The organism is Burkholderia sp. Leaf177, from assembly GCF_001424345.1.
Classification (GTDB): Bacteria; Pseudomonadota; Gammaproteobacteria; order Burkholderiales; family Burkholderiaceae; genus Caballeronia.
Genome location: NZ_LMPF01000021.1, coordinates 749,317 through 772,258, shown reverse-complemented (window position 1 = coordinate 772,258; position 22,942 = coordinate 749,317). Strand labels below are relative to the sequence as shown.

Annotated in this window: 17 protein-coding genes and 1 pseudogene; 11 read left to right on the top strand and 7 right to left on the bottom strand. The window is 60.3% G+C overall.

The features are described from left to right. The first annotated feature begins 4 nt into the window (after positions 1-4). From tssC to tssE, 7 genes are all read left to right on the top strand, one after another. Positions 5-1,573, top strand: a complete 1,569-nt coding sequence (gene tssC / locus ASG35_RS18875; RefSeq protein WP_056360666.1) for a type VI secretion system contractile sheath large subunit — start codon at positions 5-7, stop codon at positions 1,571-1,573. A 90-nt stretch (positions 1,574-1,663) separates the two neighbouring features. Continuing rightward, positions 1,664-3,010: a type VI secretion system baseplate subunit TssK gene (tssK, locus tag ASG35_RS18870; protein ID WP_082508447.1), complete on the top strand. Its 1,347-nt coding sequence runs from the start codon at positions 1,664-1,666 to the stop codon at positions 3,008-3,010. After that, the gene (locus ASG35_RS18865; protein WP_056360661.1) at positions 3,007-3,654 is read left to right on the top strand and encodes a DotU/TssL family secretion system protein; all 648 of its coding nucleotides are present in this window, start codon (positions 3,007-3,009) and stop codon (positions 3,652-3,654) included. The genes tssK and ASG35_RS18865 overlap by 4 nt, the downstream gene beginning before the upstream one ends. Before the next feature lie 11 nt (positions 3,655-3,665). After that, positions 3,666-5,411, top strand: a complete 1,746-nt coding sequence (locus ASG35_RS18860; RefSeq protein WP_056360658.1) for an OmpA family protein — start codon at positions 3,666-3,668, stop codon at positions 5,409-5,411. Positions 5,412-5,426: 15 nt separating this feature from the next. Next, positions 5,427-5,912: an Hcp family type VI secretion system effector gene (locus tag ASG35_RS18855; RefSeq protein WP_056360655.1), complete on the top strand. Its 486-nt coding sequence runs from the start codon at positions 5,427-5,429 to the stop codon at positions 5,910-5,912. Between the two features lie 116 nt (positions 5,913-6,028). Further along, positions 6,029-8,737 (top strand): type VI secretion system ATPase TssH, encoded by a 2,709-nt coding sequence (gene tssH, locus ASG35_RS18850; RefSeq protein ID WP_056360652.1) that lies wholly within the window; start codon positions 6,029-6,031, stop codon positions 8,735-8,737. A 20-nt stretch (positions 8,738-8,757) separates the two neighbouring features. Next, positions 8,758-9,159: a type VI secretion system baseplate subunit TssE gene (gene tssE / locus ASG35_RS18845; protein ID WP_235527593.1), complete on the top strand. Its 402-nt coding sequence runs from the start codon at positions 8,758-8,760 to the stop codon at positions 9,157-9,159. Here tssE and ASG35_RS18840 read toward each other — a convergent pair. From ASG35_RS18840 to ASG35_RS18815, 6 genes and pseudogenes are all read right to left on the bottom strand, one after another. Then, positions 9,156-9,989: a phosphodiesterase gene (locus ASG35_RS18840; RefSeq protein WP_056360647.1), complete on the bottom strand. Its 834-nt coding sequence runs from the start codon at positions 9,987-9,989 to the stop codon at positions 9,156-9,158. The genes tssE and ASG35_RS18840 overlap by 4 nt on opposite strands. 21 nt (positions 9,990-10,010) lie before the next feature. Continuing rightward, positions 10,011-11,069: an ABC transporter ATP-binding protein gene (locus ASG35_RS18835; protein ID WP_056360644.1), complete on the bottom strand. Its 1,059-nt coding sequence runs from the start codon at positions 11,067-11,069 to the stop codon at positions 10,011-10,013. Next, positions 11,066-11,926 (bottom strand): annotated as a pseudogene (locus ASG35_RS18830) (ABC transporter permease); the annotation flags it as partial. The gene ASG35_RS18835 and the pseudogene ASG35_RS18830, both read right to left, overlap by 4 nt. Before the next feature lie 51 nt (positions 11,927-11,977). Then, the gene (locus ASG35_RS18825) at positions 11,978-12,802 is read right to left on the bottom strand and encodes an ABC transporter permease (protein WP_056360641.1); all 825 of its coding nucleotides are present in this window, start codon (positions 12,800-12,802) and stop codon (positions 11,978-11,980) included. A 9-nt stretch (positions 12,803-12,811) separates the two neighbouring features. After that, the gene (locus tag ASG35_RS18820; RefSeq protein WP_056360637.1) at positions 12,812-13,825 is read right to left on the bottom strand and encodes an ABC transporter substrate-binding protein; all 1,014 of its coding nucleotides are present in this window, start codon (positions 13,823-13,825) and stop codon (positions 12,812-12,814) included. Further along, positions 13,822-14,901 carry a substrate-binding domain-containing protein gene (locus ASG35_RS18815; protein WP_056360635.1) on the bottom strand — a complete coding sequence of 360 codons (1,080 nt, stop codon included), beginning with the start codon at positions 14,899-14,901 and terminating at the stop codon, positions 13,822-13,824. The genes ASG35_RS18820 and ASG35_RS18815 overlap by 4 nt, the downstream gene beginning before the upstream one ends. Positions 14,902-15,199: 298 nt before the next feature. On the opposite strand from ASG35_RS18815, the gene ASG35_RS18810 reads away from it, so the two are divergent. Both ASG35_RS18810 and ASG35_RS18805 read left to right on the top strand, forming a co-directional pair. Further along, entirely contained in the window at positions 15,200-16,885 is a 1,686-nt protein-coding gene (locus tag ASG35_RS18810; protein WP_056360632.1) for a phospholipase C, read from the top strand. Between the two features lie 124 nt (positions 16,886-17,009). Next, complete coding sequence (locus ASG35_RS18805; protein WP_056360631.1) at positions 17,010-18,440, top strand: cytochrome-c peroxidase; 1,431 nt, start codon at positions 17,010-17,012, stop codon at positions 18,438-18,440. Here the strand turns inward: ASG35_RS18805 and ASG35_RS18800 are convergent. Beyond that, the gene (locus ASG35_RS18800) at positions 18,437-20,401 is read right to left on the bottom strand and encodes a PhoX family protein (protein WP_056360630.1); all 1,965 of its coding nucleotides are present in this window, start codon (positions 20,399-20,401) and stop codon (positions 18,437-18,439) included. The two genes, ASG35_RS18805 and ASG35_RS18800, sit on opposite strands and share 4 nt — an antisense overlap. Before the next feature lie 203 nt (positions 20,402-20,604). Between ASG35_RS18800 and ASG35_RS18795 the strand changes: the two genes are divergently transcribed. Together ASG35_RS18795 and ASG35_RS18790 are read left to right on the top strand one after the other, a co-directional pair. Next, entirely contained in the window at positions 20,605-22,404 is a 1,800-nt protein-coding gene (locus tag ASG35_RS18795) for a RecQ family ATP-dependent DNA helicase (RefSeq protein ID WP_235527592.1), read from the top strand. Next, positions 22,401-22,937 carry a cupin domain-containing protein gene (locus ASG35_RS18790; RefSeq protein WP_056360627.1) on the top strand — a complete coding sequence of 179 codons (537 nt, stop codon included), beginning with the start codon at positions 22,401-22,403 and terminating at the stop codon, positions 22,935-22,937. Before ASG35_RS18795 ends, ASG35_RS18790 begins: the two co-directional genes overlap by 4 nt. The last annotated feature ends 5 nt before the right edge of the window (positions 22,938-22,942 follow it).

The window sequence follows — 22,942 nt, the reverse complement described above, 5'->3', positions numbered from 1 at the left end:
CACCATGGCAAAGAATGAATCACGCGTCCACGAGGCTGCGGCGGAAACGCTCGTCCTGGATAAACCCTCTGCGACCGCGCCCGCTGCTAAGAAAGATGGCGTCTACGCGAATCTCTTCGACAAAATCTCGCTCGCTCCGGTGGCCTCGGCCCGCCCGGTCGACGCCTTTCATAATCCGGATTCGCTCTCGGAGTCGTCGACCGATGAACGCGTAACTCAAGCCTTACGCGTTTTCCTGGACATGATCGCTGATTCGTCGCAAAACGTTGAGCGTCTGGACAAGACGCTGATCGATCATCATATGGCGAGCATCGATCAGCGTATCAGTGCACAGCTCGACGCAATCATGCACAACGAGACGTTCCAGCAAATCGAGTCGGCATGGCGCGGTTTGAAGTTTCTCGTCGATGGCACGGACTTCCGGAAAAACGTCAAGATTGAAGTGCTCGATATTTCGAAGGATGCGCTTCGTCAGGACTTCGAGGACACGCCCGAGATTATCCAGAGCGGCTTGTATCTGCACACCTACGTCCAGGAATACGACACGCCTGGCGGCGAGCCGATTGGCTCGGTGATTTCGAACTACGAGTTCGACCGGAGCCCCCAGGACATCGCGCTTCTTCGCAATATATCGAAGGTTTCCGCAGCCGCGCATATGCCGTTCATTGGCTCCGTCGCACCAAAGTTCTTCGGCAAGGAATCCATGGAAGAAGTCGCGAGCATTCGCGACATCGGCAACTATTTTGATCGCGCCGAATACCTGAAGTGGAAGAGTTTTCGCGATTCCGATGACGCTCGTTATATTGGTTTGACCCTGCCACGCTTTCTCGCTCGCCTGCCATATGGTCCCGAAACGGTGCCGGTGCGCGCGTTCAACTACACGGAAGCGGTTAAAGGACCCGATCATGACCGGTATCTGTGGGCCAACGCTTCGTTCGCATTTGCCGCGAACATGGTGAAGAGTTTCATCAAGAACGGCTGGTGCGTGCAAATCCGTGGGCCGCAAGCAGGCGGTCTCGTTGCTGATTTGCCAATTCATCTTTATGACCTCGGTACGGGCAATCAGGCAAAAATTCCAACTGAAGTTCTTATTCCGGAAACGCGCGAATTCGAGTTTGCGAATCTGGGATTTATTCCGTTGTCGTATTACAAGAATCACGACCACGCGTGTTTCTTCTCCGCGCACTCAGCACAGAAACCCGCGATCTACGACACCAAAGATGCAACCGCGAACAGTCGCGTGAACGCGCGTCTACCGTACATCTTCCTGCTGTCGCGCATTGCGCATTATCTGAAACTCATCCAGCGTGAAAACATCGGTACGACCAAAGATCGGCGCGTGCTGGAACTCGAACTGAATACGTGGATCAAGACGCTCGTGACCGAGATGACCGATCCGGGCGATTCGCTGCAAGCGTCGCATCCGCTACGTGAAGCGCAAGTCACGGTCGAGGATATTGAAGACAACCCGGGATTTTTCCGCGTAAAGCTTTTTATCGTGCCGCACTTTCAGATTGAAGGAATGGATCTGAATTTGTCACTCGTCTCACAGATGCCGAAGGCCAAGAGCTAAATTAATCAAGGCTGCATCACGGTAAGAGGCCACTACCTCTGCACGGCGTAACAGCCGTGCAGCCTTCCCCTTTGCGCACAAAACAAACGAATGAAAATAACAAGACCGCTGTGGGCCAAGGGTATTTTTATGACGCCGCAGCATTTCCAGCAACAGGCGATGTGGAATCAGTTCGCCGACGAACGCCTCGCGCGCATGACAAGCCCCGATCCGTGGGGCTTGAGCCGCGTCGTGTTCGATCAGCAAGCGCTCGGCATCAACCGTTTGCAACTCAACGCAATCGACGTGCGTTTGCCGGACGGTACGTTTATCGATTCGGAAACTGCCGACCGTTTGCCAGCTCCGCGGCAACTCAGCGATATCCCGCTGCACGTCGCGGGCACGGTTGTATCCATTGGACTGGCATTGGTCGATGCGCAAGGTGGCAATTGCATAGAAGAAGGCGAACGTCATGCGCGCCCGCGCCGCTTCGTGCGCGAATATATGAATGTCGCCGATATCAACGGCGAAGGCGTTGAAGAAATCAGCGTCGAGCGCCATGCGCTCGCCTTGTTGTTCGACTTCGAGGAACCCGGCAGTTATGTTACTTGCGCGATCGGGCGCCTCATCCGCAATACGCAAGGTCTCTTCGAGCTGGATTCGGCATTTGTGCCGCCGTGCCTTTTTTTATCGGCTAACGCGCGGCTTGTTGAGCGGATGCAACGGCTTTCAGAAATTCTCGGCGCCAAAAGCGAGAGCCTTGCGGTACGTCGGCGCGAACGCTCCGATCAGATTGCGGATTACGCAGTGTCCGACGTGTCTCTGTTCTGGTTGCTGCATAGCGTGAACAGCACGTGGCCGGATCTTTCGCGCTTATGCGCGGCGCCTCAACAACATCCCGAACGACTTTATGGTGTGTTGGCCCGGCTGGCTGGATCGCTGCTTACTTTCTCCACGACCGAAACGCTGCACGCCATCCCTGCGTACGATCATCACGCGCCCGAACCGGTATTCGCCGAGCTCGAATCGCTGATTCGCGTGCTGCTCGATACCGTCATTCCATCGCGCGTTGTTCCAATTGCGCTAGATCGGGTGAAACAGACTGTGTGGGCGGGAAAGATCAACGACGAGCGTCTCGTGGACGGTGCCGAATACTACCTTTCGGTGCAGTCGTCGCTACCTGCGCACGCGTTGCTCGAGCAATTACCACGCTTGTGCAAAGCGGGCGCGCCCGATGACGTCGAGCAGATCGTGAATTCCGCGCTTCCGGGCATCCCGTTGCGAGCAATGTCGCGGCTGCCTGCGGCCATACCTATTCGTATCGAGAGCCAGTATTTTGCGCTCGACAGCGTGCATCCGGCGTTCAAGCGAATGATCGATGCACGTGCCTGCCAGTTCTATATCCCGTCATCCATTCCCGAGGTTGCACTCGAACTCTACGCGGTGCTGCCAGCATGACCGACAAACCGATCGTGCTTCTGCCGAATGCGTTCCGCGACACCGCCCTCACGGTGGCGACGCTCGCTGACAACGCAACGTCCACCACGTTCGCTGACTTCCGGAAGGATTGTTTGGAGCAAGTCGACGCCCTGCGCCGCGAGCTCACGGCGGCAGGCCATCCTTCTGACGTGGTAGCGGACGCAACCTACGCGCAGTGCGCGTTGCTCGACGAAACCGCGCTGATCCGCCTGAAAGACCATGAGCGCGATGCGTGGGAGCGCGAGCCGCTTCCGGTCCAGGAATTCAATACAAACGATGCCGGCGACGAGTTGATCGCAAGGATTCATCGGCGGCTGCAAGAACCTGCGCCCAAGCTCGTATTGCTGAGCATTTTCAACGCGGTGCTCGGCCTCGGTTTCACCGGCAAGTTCGCGCTCAACGGCGCGGACGCCCGGATCGATTTGATGCGCGCGCTTGATCAGCGTACGGGCCAGTCCCAAGATACGTCGGGCACGGTGCTGTTATCGAGCAGCGCGAACGCGCGCTGGCGCATGAGCATCTCGCCGCTTGGCTATGTTGTCGGCGGGATCATCGTCGCCGCGCTCGTGTACCTGGCGCTTGACCGGTGGCTCGCGGCATCCATCGCGCGCCTACCGGGTTGAGCGCACAAGTCATGACCTCCCCGACCGGATACCCGTATCGATCGATCTTCGCCTGGATCGCGGCGCTTGTCGTCGTGTGGCTCGCACTGTGCTCGCCGTGGACTATCGGGTGGAATATCTTCGCTGGCTTGCTGGCTGTGATCGGCGCGGCAGCGGCGATCTTTATTGCTACGCGGCGCGCGGTCGCCCGCACGCAGGCGACACAACAGGTACTGCGGAAAATCGATACCGCGCTCAGCGGTCTGCCCTCCGAAATCAGGCGCAATACGCCGCTTGTGATTGTCATCGCGTCAACGGATACGCTGCTTGCAGGCGTCTTTTCGGCCGATGCCGTGCGCGTGACCGATACCGCAATCTGGGTGCGCGTGAACGACCCGACGCGCCTGGCGCACTTCGCGGATGCGCTAAAGCGCTGGCGGGACGGACAGGGTCCGGACGCTGTCGCTTATTTGATCGATGCAGACGCGGCCACCGATCACGCAACGTTGGTCGGAGGTCTGCGACGCTGGCGCGCGGCTATTGGGGAGGCGAATCGCGCGGTCGGATATGCGCTGCCGGTGTGTGTCGCCATGTACGCGAACGAATCGGCGTCGACCGCGGATGAGTGTCCCTGGTTCGGCGTGTCCGGCGTAGACCAGATCGACGTTTCAACGCTTCACGATGCAATCGCGACGCGGCTCGGCCTCTATGCTGGAATGGCGATTCCGCAAGACCGCGAAGCGCGCGCTCATCGTGCGGCACGGCTCGACGTCCTCACGCAATGGACTGCCGCGGCCATATTGCCGGTCTTGCTCGACAGTCAGCGCACATCGCGCTCGCTCCAGATCCACGCATTCGGAGTCGTGGCCGTCGAAGGACATCCGGCGAAAGCGTCCCTGCTTGCGCGTTATGCGACGGATCGGACGAAGCTTGTGCTACCGGACCGCGGCACGAATCTCACTGGAACACCCGCACGGTACACGCTGCCTGCGCCGTTGATCCGCGGCATTGCAACTCAACACGCACATCGGCCAATGCCACGCGCCCTTGCTCACGGCTTTATCGCGCTGGTTGCGCTTTTCTGTGCGGCGGCCGCGTCGTCGGCGTGGCAAAACCGCAATCTGGTTGAACGCGTGCGGGCCGACATGGCGCAATACGCCGCCCTCGCGCCGGGCATGGACGAAGCACGGATCGACGCGCTGAGCATAGTCAAGCGTGATCGGGACCAACTCGCCGCGTATGCAAGCAATGGCTTGCCACCGCGACTCGGCCTTGGTTTCTATCGTGCGTCGGCTTTGCTGCCGGGCATCAACACATTGATCGCGAGCTATCAACCGCCCGCGCCGCCGCCATCGATGATCGAACTCGATAGCCTCTCGCTCTTCAAAAGCGGCTCGGCCGTGCTCAATCCCGGCTCGAATCGCGTACTCGTTGGCGCGGTTGAATTGATCAAGGCAAACGCGGCGAAGCGGGTGCTGATCGCAGGTCACACCGATAACGTCGGCAACGCGGCGAGCAACCGGACGCTCTCCGAAGCGCGCGCGGCGTCCGTGCGCGACTGGCTTGCCGATGCATCCGGCATCTCGCCAACACGATTTGCCATTCAGGGCTATGGCGATACACGTCCCAAAGCCAGCAACGAAACCGAGGCGGGGCGCGCTGCGAACCGCCGCGTGGAAATTACGCTCGTTCCCGACTGTCGTGACGATCGTAAAAACGGGGCATCTCCCGAGGGCCATGAGGAACATCGGGGCAATGTGGCCTGCTCATTCAATTAAAGAGAGGAAATAAAAATGGCAATTCCGTCATACATGTGGATCAAGGACGATGGCGGCGCAGACGTCAAGGGTTCCGTCACCGTCGCGGGCCGTGAAGGCAGCGTTGAAGTGGTTGCGTTCAATCACGGCATTCACATTCCGACCGATGGCAACACCGGCAAGCTGACCGGTACGCGCGTGCACAGCGCGGTCACGTTCACGAAGGAAACGGACGCGTCGACGCCGTATTTGTACAAGGCCGTGACGAGCGGCCAGACGCTCAAGTCGGTTGAAATCAAGTGGTACAAGATTGACGATGCAGGCAAGGAAAAAGAGTACTTCAACACTCAGCTCGATAACGTCAAGGTTGTAAGCGTCAAGCCGGAAATGCTCGACATCAAGAATCCGGCGTTTGAAAAGCACAACCATCTGGAAAAGATCGAGTTGCGCTACGAGAAGATCACGTGGGCGTACAAGGACGGCAACATCATCCACGCCGATAGCTGGAACGAGCGCTCATAACACAGTGCGCGTTTGAACGGCCGATCACCGGTTATTCGCCGGCGCCTGGCCTTGAGCGCACGAATTTGCAGACACGCAGGTTCGTGCGCTTTTTACATCTTATTCCTGGATCATCCATGACTGCTCGCGACCTCTCGCCCTTTCTGCGCCGCCTGAACGAACACTGCGCCCGCGCACTTTCCGACGCTGCAAGCCTGTGTGAAACGCGCGCGCATCGCGAGATCGAAATCGAGCATTGGCTGATCAAATTGCTTGAACTCGGCGACGGCGATCTGGTGGCAATCGCCAGGCGATACGAACTCGAGATGGACGGGATCTGGAACGGATTGCTGAAGAGCATCGAACGGTTACCGCACGATTTGCGAGGCAAGCCGGGTTTGTCGCAGCGTTTGGGGCAAATACTGGAAGCGGCATGGTTGCGCGCTTCGCTGGAAGAAGGGCAACCTGCGATTCGCTCCGCGCATTTGCTGGCGGTCCTGGCCGACACGCCGCATTTTTTGCGCGCGCCCGACGCGTGGCAGTTGCTGAGTGTATCGGCGGTGCAGATCGAGCGATTGATGCCTGAATTGGATCGGGTGTCGGTTGAAGCGCCGAAAGATGCATCGGTTAAAGACACGGCAGCGGCTGTCGGTCCGACTGAAGATCTAACGCCGAAGCTTCAGGCAAATTCTGATGCGCTCGACCGTTTCACCATCGATATCACGCAAAAAGCGCGTGACGGCAAGATCGATCCCGTGTTCGGGCGCGACATCGAAATTCGGCAAATGGTCGATATCCTCGCGCGTCGTCGAAAGAACAATCCAATTCTCGTGGGCGAACCGGGTGTTGGTAAAACGGCGCTCGTTGAGGGCCTCGCGCTGAAAATCGTTGAAGGCGACGTGCCCGCCATCATCCGCAACGTGTCTATCCTGACGCTCGACCTCGGTCTGCTTCAAGCGGGCGCCGGCGTTAAAGGCGAGTTCGAGCAACGGCTGAAGAACGTGATCGAAGCCGTTCAGGCGTCCGCAACGCCGATACTTTTGTTCATCGACGAAGCGCATACGTTGATTGGCGCAGGCAACACGGCTGGCGGCGCCGATGCAGCGAACCTGCTGAAACCCGCGCTCGCACGCGGCGAATTGCGCACGATCGCTGCAACCACGTGGTCGGAATACAAGCAATACTTTGAACGCGATGCAGCGTTGGAACGACGCTTCCAGATGGTCAAGGTGGACGAACCCGACGACGACAACGCCTGCCTCATGCTGCGCGGTTTGAAGGAACGCTACGCGCAACATCACGGCGTGCACATCACAGACGCGGCCGTGGGCGCGGCAGTGCGTTTATCGCGCAGATATCTCACCGGCCGCCAGTTGCCGGACAAAGCCGTCGATCTGCTCGATACCGCAGCCGCGCGCGTTCGCATGAGCATCGACGCTACGCCCGTCGCCATCTCGACACGTCGCGCGGAACATGCGGCGCTTGAAGTCGAGCGCACTGCGTTGACGCACGATCAAGGCGCGACATCGCAGGAATATGGCGACCGGCTTGCGGCTATCGAAACGCGGCTCGAAACGCTCACCCGCGAACTGGTGCAGCTTGAAGTCGAGTTGGCGCAGCAAAAGGATGCCATCCACACGTTGTTTGATTTGCGAACCCAGTGGCACGCTGCAACCGATGAAAGCGAGCGTCGCGACGTTCAAGCTGCGATCAGGCACGCGCACGATCAACTTTCGCAGCACGGCAGCGACGCGTTGGTCTACGCCGAAGTCGATGAAGCGGCGATTGCACGCGTGATCGCGGACTGGACGGGCGTCCCGGTTGGCAGCCTTCTCTCCGATGAACTCGCGACGCTGCTCGAACTCGAAAGCCGGCTCGGACAAGTCGTTGTCGGTCAGGACGACGCGCTCGACGCGCTGGGAAAAAGTCTTCGCGCCGCCAAAGCGGGACTGAAGTCTGAAGAGGCACCGCTGGGTGTGTTTCTGCTCGCGGGACCATCGGGCGTCGGGAAAACGGAAACGGCCCGGGCGTTGGCGGATCTGATGTTCGGCGGTGAACGTGCACTCGTCACCATCAATCTTTCGGAGTATCAAGAGGCGCATACGGTGTCTCAGCTCAAGGGCTCGCCACCGGGATACGTCGGTTATGGACAAGGTGGTGTGCTCACCGAAGCCGTGCGTCGCCGGCCCTACAGCGTGATCCTTCTGGACGAAGTCGAGAAGGCGCATCGCGATGTGCTGAACGTGTTCTATCAGGTCTTTGATCGCGGTTTCATGCGCGACGGCGAAGGACGCATCATCGACTTTCGCAACACCGTGATTGTGATGACATCGAATCTGGGCAGCGAACAGATCATGGCCGCGCACGATGCCGTGACGGAAGCCGTTGGCGATGTCACTGAGGTCACCGAGATCACCGAGATCACCACGAGCATGTTGATGGAAGCAATCCGGCCCGAGTTGATCGCGCATTTCCAACCCGCGCTCCTCGCGCGCTTCCAGACGGTTGTCTATCGGCCGTTGTCCGCTGAAGCGATGACCACAATCGTACGCATGAAACTCGCCAAAGTGGCACAGCGCATCGAACGCAAATTCGGCTTGCCGCTGCTTTGCGACGACGCACTCATTGCAGAACTCGTGCGCGCATGCCATTTGCCGGATTCCGGCGCGCGCAATATCGACAGCTTGCTCGATCAGCAGATACTGCCCGTGCTCTCGCGCGAACTGCTTTTACGGGCTGCGCAGGAAGCCAAGCCTGACGCGGTCAGACTTTCGTATTCGGATGGAGACGGAATTGGCGTCGAGTTTGAAATGCCCACGCAAAGCATGGTCGAGGCCGCCAAGTGACGACCCGCGGCAGCCCCGGATTGTTCGAAGTTTTAACGGGTCATTTTGCTAACGGCGATCCCATTCACCTGCACAAACCCAACGACCAAACCTTCCTGTCAGTGCGTGACAACATCCAGCGAATCTTGAACAGCCGCCGCGATTCCATCGCGCATTTGCCGGACTATGGGCTGGGTGATCTGTCGACGATTTATCGGCACATGCCCGCGTCAGCGCATACGCTGCAGCGCGAGATCGAAAATACTCTGCTGAAATACGAGCCGCGTTTGAAGGCCATCGAAATTGAAGCGGCCGAAAAACAGGACGACATGCTGCTCAGTTTCACGATGACCTGTCACTTGCATAAATCGGGGCTCGTGCGTTTCGGCACGCATTTCGCGCCCGATGGCAGAGCGCGGCTCACCACGCATGAAGAAGGCTAGTCCACCAACGCGCCGTCGTCATCGAAGAACGGATACGGCCCATCAAACTGCTCGACATACGCGTGATGTGAAACCAGCCCGACCTCCGCGTTCCAGTAATGCAGCGCGAACGCGCCGGGCTCCAGCACGAATCGCGATGGCGCATGGGCGTGCAGATCGAGCACGACCTGATGCGCGGTTGATGGCGCAATAGACGCAATCGTTCCGCCAAAGCGTCGATGCACCGGCCGATGCACATGACCGCACACCATACGCTCCACGTTCGGATGCTTTGCAATCAGCGCTTCGAGTTTCGCGGCAGCTTCGGCGTCGAGCGCCATATCGTCCATATGTCCGATCCCTGTCGCAAACGGCGGATGATGCAACGCGACAATAACCGGTCGCCCGCGCGCCTCGTCCAGTTGCCGTTCGAGCCATTGCAGCCGGGCGTCGCACAAGGTGCCAGGACTCGAATGGGGAATCTGCGAATCCAGTGCGATGACACGCAACTCGCCGAGGTCGAAGGCAAACTGCACAAAGTCGGTACCTGTACCCGCTTTTCGCAAATAATCGGCATGGAATACTTCGCGCAACGCAGCCCGATCGTCGTGATTACCAACCATCAAATATACGGGCATGGTCAGCGGCTTCAGGCAATCAGCGACATGCCGGTATTCCTCCACCGTTCCAAAGTCCGTCAAGTCCCCGGTTACCAAAACCGCATCAGGTCGCGGACTCATGGTGTTGAGGCGCTCGACACACAGGCGCAAGCACGCAGCGGTATCGACTTTGCGATAAGCAAGCGCGCCAGGAACCTTGATATGCAGATCAGAAATTTGAGCTAACAGCATGACAACATTCTCCTGATGTTTTTAGTGCAGCGCGACCCAACCTTCGTCGCGTACTGAGATCCCTACAATAGTCCCTTGCGCCAGTTCAACGCGCCCGGGGACATCAACGATCAACGCATCGGCAGCGGCGTCCTTGATTTTCAGGCGCGTGCGTTCGCCGAGGAACATCGCAGACTCGACCGCGCCACGCAACTGCGCGGACTCGGGATTGACGAGTTCAGCGTCTTCCGGCCGGAAAAATACTTCTGTGCGCGCGCCATTCTGGACACGCAATCGCGCGACGAGTCCCTGCACATTGATCGTGCCGCCCGGCGCAATGAACGTTTCATCGCGGCGCTCGCCCGCAACGCGATTCAATGTGCCGATAAACTGCGCGACCGCGCGCGTCGCCGGTTGATAGTAGATCTCGCGCGGCGTGCCGCACTGCTCGATCCGCCCAGCGCTCATCACCACGATACGATCGGCAAGCGCCATTGCCTCGGACTGATCGTGCGTGACGTAGATGCTCGTCACGCGAAGCTCGCGCAAGAGCGCATTCATCTCGGCGCGCAACGTTTCGCGCAAACGTGCGTCGAGTGCGGTCAGGGGTTCATCGAGTAACAATACGCGCGGTCTCGGCGCTAACGCACGTGCAAGCGCAACGCGTTGCCGCTGGCCGCCGGACAGCTCGGTGATTGGCTTGTCGGCGTGCGCGGTGAGCTCGGTCATGTCGAGCAATTCATCGACTCTGCGACGCGCCGCCGACGCTTCCACTTTCTGAATCCGCAGGCCATAACCCACGTTGCCGCGCACCGTCAGGTTCGGGAACAACGCGTAGTTCTGAAAGACCATGCCGACCTGACGACGTTCGATGGGCAGCGCGGTGACATCGTCGGCGCCGAACCGGACCTGTCCGCCGGCGTCGGGCTTTTCGAGCCCGGCGATCAGGCGCAATGTCGTGGTTTTACCGCAGCCGGACGGCCCGAGGAGCACGAGCGTTTCGCCGGGTTCTATCGATAAATCCACGGGTTCGAGCACGCGTTGTCCGCGGAACGTTTTCGCGCATCGGCTGAGGGTGACGGGAACGGGTTCGAGTCTCATCGTGCGGTTTTCGCGGTTGGGGTTTGGACAAATTTCGCGTCGGCAACTTCAGGCGCACGTTTCAACGCACGTCTGCGCTTCGCCGCCGCGCGGGCGCTTTGCGTGCCGGCTGGATCGACGCCGAGCCACTGCATCGCGATCAACAAGGGAAGCGTCATCAACAGGAAAAGTATCGTGTACGCGCTGCCGATTTCAAGGCGCATCGACGCATACGCATCGGCGAGTCCGACCGGCAGCGTCTTGGTATCGGGCGTATGCAGCATCCACGTCAGATTGAATTCGCCGATAGACAACGTCAGCACCGCCAAAGCGCCGGCAACGATCCCGGGCCGTGCATTGGGCAACACGATGGTAAAAAACCGCTGCGTGAACGACGCGCCCAGACTCGCCGCGCCTTCTTCCATCGTGCGCAAATCGGTGCCGGCGCACACCGCCGCGACCGAGCGCACCATGAACGGCAGCGTGAAAACCACGTGCCCCGCCACGATGAACCACATGCTCGACCGAAAGGCGCTCCAGCCGCCATATACCGATAGCAACGCGAGTGCAGTGGCGAGTCCCGGCAACGCGATCGGCAAGACCAGCAGTTCTTCTATCCACCTTGCCGAGCGGCTGTTGCTGCGCGCGAGCGCGTAGGCCGCGGGCACGCCGATCGCAAGCGTGATGGCGAGCGTGGCGAGCGCGATTTCTATCGATAACCAGACAGAGCCCTGATACATCGCCCACACTTGTTCGAGCCACCTGAGCGTAAGTCCGCTCGATACACCGCGGAAATAGTTGACGGTCAAACCGGCCATCACCGACATCACCACCGGCACGACCATGAACGCAACGAGCGCGAGCGTGACCACCGTTTGCGCCGCCACGAGCAGACCGCGCGGCTTCATGAATTCAGGCATCGCATGACCTCAGGCAGTGGCCGCGACCGTCGCGCCCGTGAGACTGCGCGCGAGGGCCAGCACGGCCCATGTCACGAGTCCGAGAACGATCGACAAGGCCGCCGCCGTCGCCAGATTCGCGTTGAGCGTGAACTCGGTGTAGATGGTCATCGGCAGGACGTCGAGGTCGGTGGCAAGCGTGAACGCGGTGCCGAATGCGCCCATCGCGGTGGCGAAACACACGGCGCCGGCCGCGATCATCGCGGGCATCAGCGCGGGCAGGACGACATCGGCGAAAATCCGCCACGGCGATGCACCCAACGAACGCGCTGCCTCTTCCAGCGATGCATCGAGCTTGGTTGCAGCAGCCATGACGGTCACGATGACGCGCGGTATCGAGAAATACAGGTAGCCGAGAAACAGGCCGCTGAGCGAATACGCGAACACCCAGCGGTCGCCCGTCAGCCGCGTGGAGATGGCGCCAATCAGACCCTGGCGCCCCGCGAGCATGATCACCATGAACCCCACCACCACGCCTGGAAACGCGAGCGGAAACGTCAGCAGCGCGACCAGCAAGCGCTTGGCGGGGACATCGCGGCGAGCGAGGAACAAACCCGCCACCGTCGATAACACCAGCGTCGCCGCCGTGACAGCGACCGACAACGCTATCGTCGCAAACAGGCTATGCAAATAGCGCGCGTTCGTCAGCACCTCGCGATACGCAGTGAACGCATTGGGCACGGCGCTCGCCTGCAGCAACGCAACGAGCGGCAGCAACCAGAACGCGATGAACACGGCGAGCGCGGGCGCGAGCAAGGCGACGCGTGCGCGCGTGGAGAAGGTGGAATCTTGCATGGCTGAAAATCAGTGCATCACTCGAAGATATTCTTCGCCGAACGCGCTTTGCTTGGCCGCCATCTTCGCGAAATCGACGTCCTTCGCACGTGCATAGTCGGACGCCGGCAGGAATTTTGCGGCGACATCGGGCGGCAGCGTTCCACCTCGAACCGGGCGCAGGAATGCGTTGGCCCAGAGACGCTGACCGGCATCGGACAGCACGAAATCAAGCACTTTCTCGCCGTTCGCCTGATGCGGCGCGCCCTTCACGAGGCTCATCACATACGGCACGACAATGGTCCCTTCTGCCGGGATCACGAACTCCACGTTCGCGTGATCCTTGTACTTGGCACGATAAGCATCGAAGTCATAGTCGAGCAGGATTGGAATCTCGCCGGACATCACGCGCGCGTATGCAGTCTGCTTCGGCACGATCGGCGCATTGGCTTTCATCTTCGCGAACCAGTCGAGGCCGGGCTTGAAATTATCGAGCGTGCCGCCGAGCGCCTGGTTGACCGCAACGGCGCCCGCGTACCCCACGAATGCCGACGACGGATCCAGGTATCCGACCATGCCCTTGTATTCGGGCTTCAGCAAATCGGCCCATGAACGCGGCACCGGTTTGCCATCGAGCGCGTCCTTGTTCACGAAAAAGCCCAGCGTGCCCGAGTGGATAGCGAACCAGTAACCGTTCGGGTCCTTCATGCCGGCGGGGATATCGTTCCAGTGCGCGGGTTTGTAAGGCTGCACGAGATCCTTGTCCTTCGCCTGGAACGCCGACGACACGCCCAGATACACCACGTCCGCGATCGGGCTCTTCTGCTCGGCCATCATTTGCGCGATGGCCTGTCCTGAATTCTTGTTGTCGAAGGGAACGCGAATGCTCGTTTGCTTCTGGATCGCTTCAATCTGGCTCGCCCAGTCCGCCCATTCCGGCGGGCAGTTGTAGCAGATCGCGGTGCCGTCGGCATAGGCCGCGCCGGCCGCGCAAAAAGTAGCCGTCGCTGCAAGCAACGTGGCGAGGATCTGACGGACTTTCATGCAGGATTCTCCGGTTCGAGAGCGGCCATCCGGGCCGCGGGTTCGATGTATGGCGCGATGGTCGCGCCGGTTCGCACGCTATGAGGCAACTTGAAGGAAATGGGTTCGTCGGCCTGGTTGGCGGTTTCGCTAACTGGCTCGCCATCGGGCAACTCGAGTTGCTTCGCCAGATGACGCCACGCATGCCGGCCAATCTCGCGATTGGGCGTGGCGACGCTCGAAAGCGCGGTCGATAACCATTCGCCAAGCGGAATGCCATCGAAACCGAGCACCGAGATATCGCCGGGCACCGACAAACCTGCATGACGCAGACCGCGAATCACGATCATCGCGAGACGGTCGTTGCTGCAAAAAAGCGCGGTCGGACGGCGCAACGGGTCCGAGAGATGCGCGAGCAACGCCGGTGGCAGCTCTTCCGCGTTGAAGTCCATCTCGAGCGGCGCGTAGGGCGTGAGGCCGGCATCGAGCATCGCGTTCTCATAACCGCGATACCGCAAGCGCGCCCGGTCGGATGCGGCGAACGATCCGGCCAGCATCAGCACGCGTTTGTGGCCGCGCTGCAAGAGCGCGTTGACGCCGTCGCGCGCCGCCCGCCGGTTATCCACCGATACCGCCGCACGGCGAGCCGTGTCGTTATGCGCGAGCACGTACGGCAGCCGGATGCGGTCGAGTTCGTCGAGCAGCGGATTGGATTCGGCGTCGGCGACGGTCGCGATCAGGCCATCCACGCGTTGCTCGCGCAAGGTCTCGATGGCGCGGCGCTCACGCGCGCTGTCGTACGCGGTCGTCATCAGCATCAGCCGATAACCGCTTGCGCACGCGGCTTCATCGATACCTTGCAACGACTCGGCGAACACTGGGTTCGCGAGCGTCGGCACGACCACGCCGACCAGCCGCGTACGCACGCCGCGAAGCTGCCGGCCGCGCGCGCTCGGCATGAAATCCAGCGCTTCGATGGACTCGCGCACCTTCGCAAGCGTCTCGGCATTGAGCAGCTCCGGCGTGTTGAGTGCGCGCGATACGGTGGCAATGGACACGCCGGAATGCGCGGCGACGTCCCTGATAGTGGAGTGCATGAGCCTGTGGTTGCCAAGAAATGAAAACGGTTACAGCGAACGAATTATCTGAGCGCCGTGTGACGCTGGCATGACTGGCCGACGTGTCCGATGTCATCTTTTTGGAACCTGTCCTTACCGACTCTTTCTGCCTGTTATGTGCAAGTAACCATGGCGAAAGCGGAGCGCCTTTTGCGCTTCATGTGCAGGTGTTCCAATGCGCTCGGAAACGAAAAATGGCCTTCAAGTCCGGACTCGTCCCCCAAAGGCCTCGCGGCCGCATGCTTCACACACAACAAACGACATCGGAGCTTCACACATGTTTCGTCGAGCCTTATTGGTTGGCGTACCCACTGCAGCAATGGCCATCGGCCTGTATGCATGCGGTGGCGGCAACGACAGCAACCCCGACTCGTCACAGTCGATCCAGAACCGTCTCGCGACGGCCACCCCGATCAAGCACGTGGTCGTGATCTATAACGAGAACGTTTCGTTCGATCATTACTTCGCGACCTACCCGAACGCAGCGAACCCGGCCGGCGAGCCGGTGTTCACGGCCGCCGCTGGCACGCCGACGGTGAACGGACTTTCCGGCGCGCTGCTGACGGCGAACCCGAACTTCACGAACACGGCGAACGGCGCAGCGGCTGCAAACCCGTTCCGTCTCGACCGTACGCAAGCGGCATCGGCCGACCAGAACCACGCATATCGTGCGGAACAACAGGCTTATGACAACGGCCTGGCCGATCTTTTTCCGAAGTTCACGGGTAAAGGCACGGCGGGCGGCGCCGGATCGTTCGGTACGGCAGGCCAGGTCATGGGTTACTACGACGGCAATACGGTCGGCGCCTTGTGGAACTACGCACAGCACTTCGCGATGAGCGACAACGCGTACACGGACACCTACGGTCCGTCCACGCCGGGCGCACTGGAAGTGGTCTCGGGCCAGACCAACGGCATGCAGGTCGTCAAGGCGAGCCAGGGTCCGGTCAGCGCGACGAACACCGGCGGCTACTACGTCAACGACGGCCAGGGCGGCTTCACGATGATCAACGACGTCGACCCGGCGAACGACGTGTGCTCGAGCACGACGGACACCGCGCTGATGGCCGGCAAGAACATCGGCGATCTGCTGAATGCCGCGAACATCTCGTGGGGCGGTTTCATGGGCGGCTTTAATCTCGCGACCACGAACAGCAACGGCACGACGTCCTGCAAGCGCAGCACGCTGTCGCCGGTGGTCGGTCAGGCAACGGCCGACTACGTGCCGCATCACAACTGGTTCCAGTACTTCGCTTCGACGGCCAACCCGACGCACGCACGTCCGAGCTCGCAGGCGGCGATCGGCTTGTCGCTCGAAGCCGATGGCAAGACGCCGGAACCCGCCAACCACCAGTACGACACCGATGACTTCTTTGCATCGGTCAAGGCTGGCAACTATCCGTCCGTCAGCTTCATCAAGGCGCCGGCGTTCCAGGACGGCCACGCTGGCTACTCGGATCCGCTCGACGAACAGGCGTTCACCTCGAAGGTCGTCAACTTCCTGCAGCAGCAGCCGGATTGGGCGAGCACCGCTGTGATCGTGGCGTGGGATGACTCGGACGGCTGGTACGACCACGCGTATGCAACGCCGACGTCGGCTTCGTTCGACGCCATTGCGGATCAGGTGAACGGCGCCGGCAAGTGCGGCACGGGCACGGCTCCGCTGGGCGTGAAAGGCGCGCCGGTCAATGGCCGCTGCGGTCCGGGCACGCGTACGCCGTTCATCGTGATCTCGCCGTGGGCGAAGGTGAATTTCGTGGATCACACGCAGATCAGCCAGGCATCGGTCACGCGCTTCATTGAAGACAACTGGCTCAATGGCAATCGCCTGGGCGGCGGTTCGTTCGACGCAACTGCCGGCAGCATCATGAGCATGTTCAACTTCAGCGGCGCGGGCAACAACCCGAAGGTGTTCATCGATCAGAACCTGGGGACGCCGGTCGCATCGGTTCCGGCAATCTGATTGTTAGTCAAGGCTCGCGTCGCGGTCTGACGCGAGCTTGAGCATTTAGCCAAGTTCGTGCCTCGTCGCCGTCCCTTCAAGGGCGGCGACTTTTTCACTACTGCTTCACGTATTCTCAGGTCCCATGTCGCACACCGCCACACCTTCCATGTCGCCGAATGCCGGGCAGAAACCCCGTCTGCCGCGAGCAAAAACCGTCCTGCTCTGGTGCATCGCCGCGGCGCTCGCCGCCGCAATCGCGTTCTGTATCTGGGCTGTGCTTTATCCGGCGACCGTGCCCGCGCGGGTTGGCGATATCGTGGAAGACCTGACAGGCGCCAATCCCAATCCGGTGATGCTGAGCCGTCCGCCGGTCGCGCCGCTATCCGCCGTCGCGCTCCTCGGCCAGAAGATTTTCTTCGATAAATCCTTGTCGGCATCCGGCACGCAATCGTGCGCTTCCTGCCACAGCCCGGATCATGCGTTCGGACCGCCCAATAACCTGTCCGTGCAGCTCGGCGGACCGCATATGACGCTGCAGGGTTATCGGCCTCCGCCTTCGCTGATGTACCTGTATTTGCAGCCTAATTTCAGCATCGGTCCGGATGCCGGCGAAGCCGAAGCGCCGCCCGACTTCGCCGCCCTCGCCTCGCAAGCCGCCGGAACCGCGCGCGCCCAAAAGAACGCAGGCGCTGCGCCCGCCGCGCCCGCAATGGTGCCGCAAGGCGGTTTCTTCTGGGATGGCCGCGCCGATACGCTGCAGGTACAGGCGTCGGGCCCGATGCTCAACGCGGTTGAAATGGCCAACACGAGTCTCGACGAGGTCTCCGCCAAACTTCAGCGCACCGCCTACATGGGCGACTTCAAGACCCTGTTCGGTCCGAACATATTCAAGAGCACGGAACTGGCAACCGCCGAGGCCATGTTCGCGGTCGCGCGTTATCAGATCGAAGAGCAGGCGTTCCATCCGTATTCGAGCAAGTACGATTACTGGCTCGAAGGCAAGGCGCGTCTGACACAGGCTGAGTTGCACGGCTTGCGTCTTTTCAACGATCCCGACAAAGCCAACTGCGCCGGCTGCCATTTGTCGAAGCCGAGTTCCGACGGCACGCCACCGATGTTCACCGACTATCAATACGAGGCACTCGGTGTTCCGCGCAACACCAGGCTCGCAATCAACAACGATCCAAAGTTCTTCGACATGGGCGTGTGCGGCCCCTTCCGCAGCGACATCAAGGAACAGACTCAGTACTGCGGCATGTTCCTCACGCCCACGCTGCGCAACGCGGCGACGCGCCAGGTCTTCTTCCACAACGGCGTCTATCATTCGCTCGACGACGTCATGGCGTTCTACAACGAGCGCAACACCGCGCCGGAAAAGTTCTATCCGAAGGGCGCCGACGGCAAGGTCAACAAGTACGACGATCTTCCGGCGCAGTTCCACGCAAACGTCGACGTAGCCGATGCACCGTTCGATCGCAAGCTCGGCGACAAGCCCGCGATGACGGACCAGGAAATGAAGGACATCATCGCGTTCCTGCATACCCTCGACGACGGCTACAGAAAAGGCTCTTAACTTTTGCCGAGCTTGATGCTGGTCGTGTCCGCGGTGAGATACCCCACGGTGGCCCCGAAGCGGTCCTTGTAGTTGGCCCGCACGAGCGGGTCCAGCGTGGCCTTCACCTTGTCGTGGACCGGGCTTTCCCAGTCGCCGGCGTGCTGGAAGTTGGTCATGATGTAGGTCCAGCCGTTGATTTCATCGACGGCATGAAGGCCTGTCGATTCCGCGCCGGCCGGACACGACAGCACGCGCGACAAGGTCTTCGTATCGACGTTGTAGGCCCACAGGAAGTTGTTCACGTGCATGCTCGAATCTTCGCCGATGAAAAGCGTGCGCAGCTTCTCCGAGAATTTCACGTTGTCCGGATTCGCGATCTTCGCGGCGTTCGCCGTGTTGCCTAACGCATCGGGCGTTGCAAGGTCTTCGCCCACGAGCGCGGACGGCGCGGCCATATCGACCGGAACCCATTCGCTGTCGATCGCGGCGCCGCTCGTGTCCTTTTGCCCCGATTTCAGGTTCAGCGCATACACCGCGCCGGCGCTGATGGCGCGGTCCACGGCGACATCGGTCGATGCCGGGTTGCCCTTCACCATCGACTTCTCGACGCGCGACATTGCTGTGTAGACAATCTTGTCCTTCGCGTTGATGGTCGTGCCTTCCAGCTTCGTGAAACCGAGACTGCCGCCAATAAACGCCGCATAGCGATGCGTCTCCAGATACGCGGCCGCCTTCTCCATGCCCGGCTTGATGCGAATCCAGTTGAACGTGCCGTTGTAGTTGATTTTCTTGAAGCTGGTATCGAGCGGATCCTTGGTCGCGACATCCATGATGTCCGATGCCTTCAGGCGCGAGGCCATCGACTCGATCTCCGCGCTCGTCGCGCTGCCGATCTTGATCCACGTAAGGTTCGCCGCTCCCGCTCCCGCCGATGACGTCTGCGCCCACTTCGCGACATACAAGGTGCCGGAAGACAAATCTTCCGCACGATCCGCGATGAACATGAACAAGCCGCCGTTGGTGGCGTCGTCGCCCATCATGACCGTGCGCTTGTCCGGCATCACCTGAACCAGTTCGTGCGAGATGCGCCCGAGGCAGTAATGCTTCTTGATCGTGCCCGTGCCGTCCGGGTTCACCGTGACTTCAGGCAAGTGGCCGTAGTTGTACGGATTGGCGCGGGTTGCATCGCCGTAAAGCGCCGTGCTGTACGCCTTGAATTGCGCGTTGCTCGAAATGGTCGTTGCGTCCGGTTCGTACTCTTCGCTCGACAAATGCGTGTTCCACGGCGAAAGGCTCGCGCCGCACGTGATCCACAAACCGTTCGCCTTCGACGTATCCACGTTGTGATACTTCACGAGCGTGAGCTTGCCGGTGGTCTGGTCCTGATCGAGCGTCAATACCGCGATGGGCGAAGGCAGTTGTCCGTATGCCGATACAAGGCTTTGGTCGCGCGTTGCGTATTCGAACTGGACGACGGCGAACACCGCTCGGCCCTTGATGCCGGCGACCGTGGGTTTATCGAGGGAAAGCAGCGAGCTGCCGTCCGGACAATCCGAAAAGAACTGGCGCTCCTTGCCCGGCACCGACCGGTCGATGATCGGCTGATTGTTGATATCGAAATAACCGCCGGAGAGGATCGTGCCGCCGTTGCCGTTGGGAACCATGTCGCCCGTCACGAAGAACGGCTGATACGCGAGCTTGAAGTCCTGCGTGCTGCCGTCGCTCAAGGAAACGGTCAGCGTGGATGCAACCGTGGTGGTCGCCATGGCCGCGGGATTGGTGAGAGAAGGCGCTGCCATCGACGAAAACGCCGCCGATTTGAACGATGCCGACGTGCCGGCAACCGCGTCGTCACCGCCGCCGCAACCTGCCAGCAACGTGGAGACGGAGAAGGCGCCCAGGGGCAGCATGGGCGCGCCCACCAGAAGTTTCAGGGCTTTACGGCGCGACAGATTGGCTTCGTTGGGCTGCTCTTGCATGTCTTCTTGTCCGGTTTTGTGGGTAGGTCGCGTCCGGTTTTTGCATTCACCGGCACGGGATGAAGGCGAAGTGTAAGTTTTGTGCGTGAAAGCAATATGACAGTTAGTGGTATCGAATTTGGAAGGGTCGATGTCGCGGCACCGCGTTTGCTAAATGCTGTGGGAAGACACGCCCTCCTTTCCCCACCAGCGCAGGCACGCATGTGACGACCGAAACGAAACTCGACAAACCCATCGCGGAACTGCTTCAGGGAACGCGGAAGGGCACGCTGAAAAATCGCCTGAAGGCGTCCTTGCGCGATGTCTTTGGCATCGACGCACTGCGGCCCGGTCAGGAAGAGGTGATCCGAAGCGTGCTCGATGGCCGGGACACGCTCGCCGTCATGCCAACGGGCGCTGGCAAGTCGCTGTGTTATCAGCTGCCAGCGCTGGAGCTTGGCGGCCTGACGGTGGTGGTGTCGCCGCTGATATCGCTGATGAAAGACCAGTCGGACAAGCTGCGCGAATCCGGCATTGCGGCGGTCGCGCTGCACAGCGGGCTTTCGGCGGCGGACGAACGGCAGGCGATCCGCGATATCGATTCAGGCGACAGCCGCTTTTTGTTCCTGACGCCCGAGCGGCTCGCGAAGGCGGATTTCGCCGAGATGCTGAGTGAGCATGGCAAGCCCGAGGTCCAGTTGATCGTGATCGATGAAGCGCATTGCATTTCGCAATGGGGACACGACTTCCGGCCGGCTTTCGTGGAAATGCTGCAATCCATCAAGGCGCTCGGAAGGCCGCCTGTTCTCGCGCTGACCGCAACGGCAACGCCCGCGGTCGTGAAAGATATCTTGCGCGAACTCGACATGAAGGACGCGAAGGTCATCAATACAGGGGTGTATCGCGATAATTTGGTGTTTGCGGTCGAACAACTGACCAATCCGAAAGAGAAACGCGCGCGATTGCTCGAACGGATTCAAACGCTCGAAGGAACGGGCATTGTCTATTGTTCGACCGTTGCCGAGTGCAACGCGGTGCACGCGGAACTCGTGGAAGCGGGAATTCAGGCCGAGCGATACAACGGCAAGATGGCCGGCTCGGAGCGCACCGCTGCGCAAGACGCGTTCATGCATAACCGATGCCGCGTGATGGTCGCGACCAACGCGTTTGGCATGGGTATCGACAAGCCGGATATCCGGTTTGTGATTCACCACCAGATGCCCGGAAGCCTCGAAGCTTATTATCAGGAAGCCGGTCGCGCAGGACGCGATGGCGGCGAAGCGCATTGCATCCTGCTATTCGAGTTGAAAGACAAGCAGGTGCAGCAGTTTTTTCTCAGCGGCCGGTATCCGAGCGTCGAGACGCTTACGCGCTGCGCCGAAGCATTGCGCAAACTCTCGCATGAAAATGACCGCAAGCTGATCGATGCACCCATCGAAGCGTTGCATGAAGCGTTGCCTGATATAGGCGTCAACAAGCTTCGGACGGTACTGTCCGTGCTGCACGACATGCGGATGCTTCGACGCACCAGCAAAGGCAGCGTGACCGTGCTCGACAAGGGTGCGCCGCCCGACATGGAGGAAGCAGCGCAACGCTTCACGGAAATGGCCGCGCATGATCGCGATGTGCTCGAACGGATGATCGGTTACGCGCAAAGCGGCCAATGCCGATGGCGCACCCTGCTCGACTATTTTCATGCGCACCTGGACGCCGCACGCTTGCACAAGGATGTCTCGAGCATGCCGGATGAGCTCGATGGCGGCACCTGCTGCAAATGCGACAACTGCGTTTCCCCGCCCACAGTCACGCCAACCGAGCGTGAATTGCATGAACCCGTTTCGAAGCCGAAGCGACTCGCTAAATCGTGGAATCCCGGCGATCCGGTCCAGGTCCGCAAATACGGCAGCGGCCGCGTGGAAATGGTGAGTGGCGACCGCGTCGCGGTGTCGTTTCCGGACGGCGAGACGAGGACGTTCATTGCACGCTATGTAAAGGCAGCTACTTCTCGGAGAGCTCGATCATGAGACACGAACTCGACCCGGCATTTAATCCGGCGGATATCGCGTTTGAAACGCTAAGGCTTGCGCCGCACGCCTGGGTGCCGAACAACAGGCGCTTGCCAGTGCTGATCTACAGACGAGCGCTCGATCCATCTGCGAAGGATCTTGGCAAGACGTTCGAAGCATTGTTCGAACGCAATGAATGGCCGCCGCAATGGCGCGACAGCATCTTCGATTACCATCACTTTCATTCGACAGCGCATGAAGCGCTCGCGGTGATATCGGGAAAAGCGGACGTGATTGTGGGCGGGCCGGGCGGCGAAGTGGTGTTCATCGAGGCCGGGGACGTGGTGCTGCTTCCAGCCGGAACGGGACACTGCCTGCAATCTACTGAAGGGCGTTTTCAGGTTGTCGGCGCATATCCCAAAGGGCAGCAATGGGATATCCGGCGCGATGCTTTATCGAAGGAAGAACTCGCTGCCATGGAAGCGTTGCCGTTTCCACGCAGCGATCCTGTGTCCGGGCACGATGGTCCGTTGCTCAAGGAATGGACCTGAAAGTC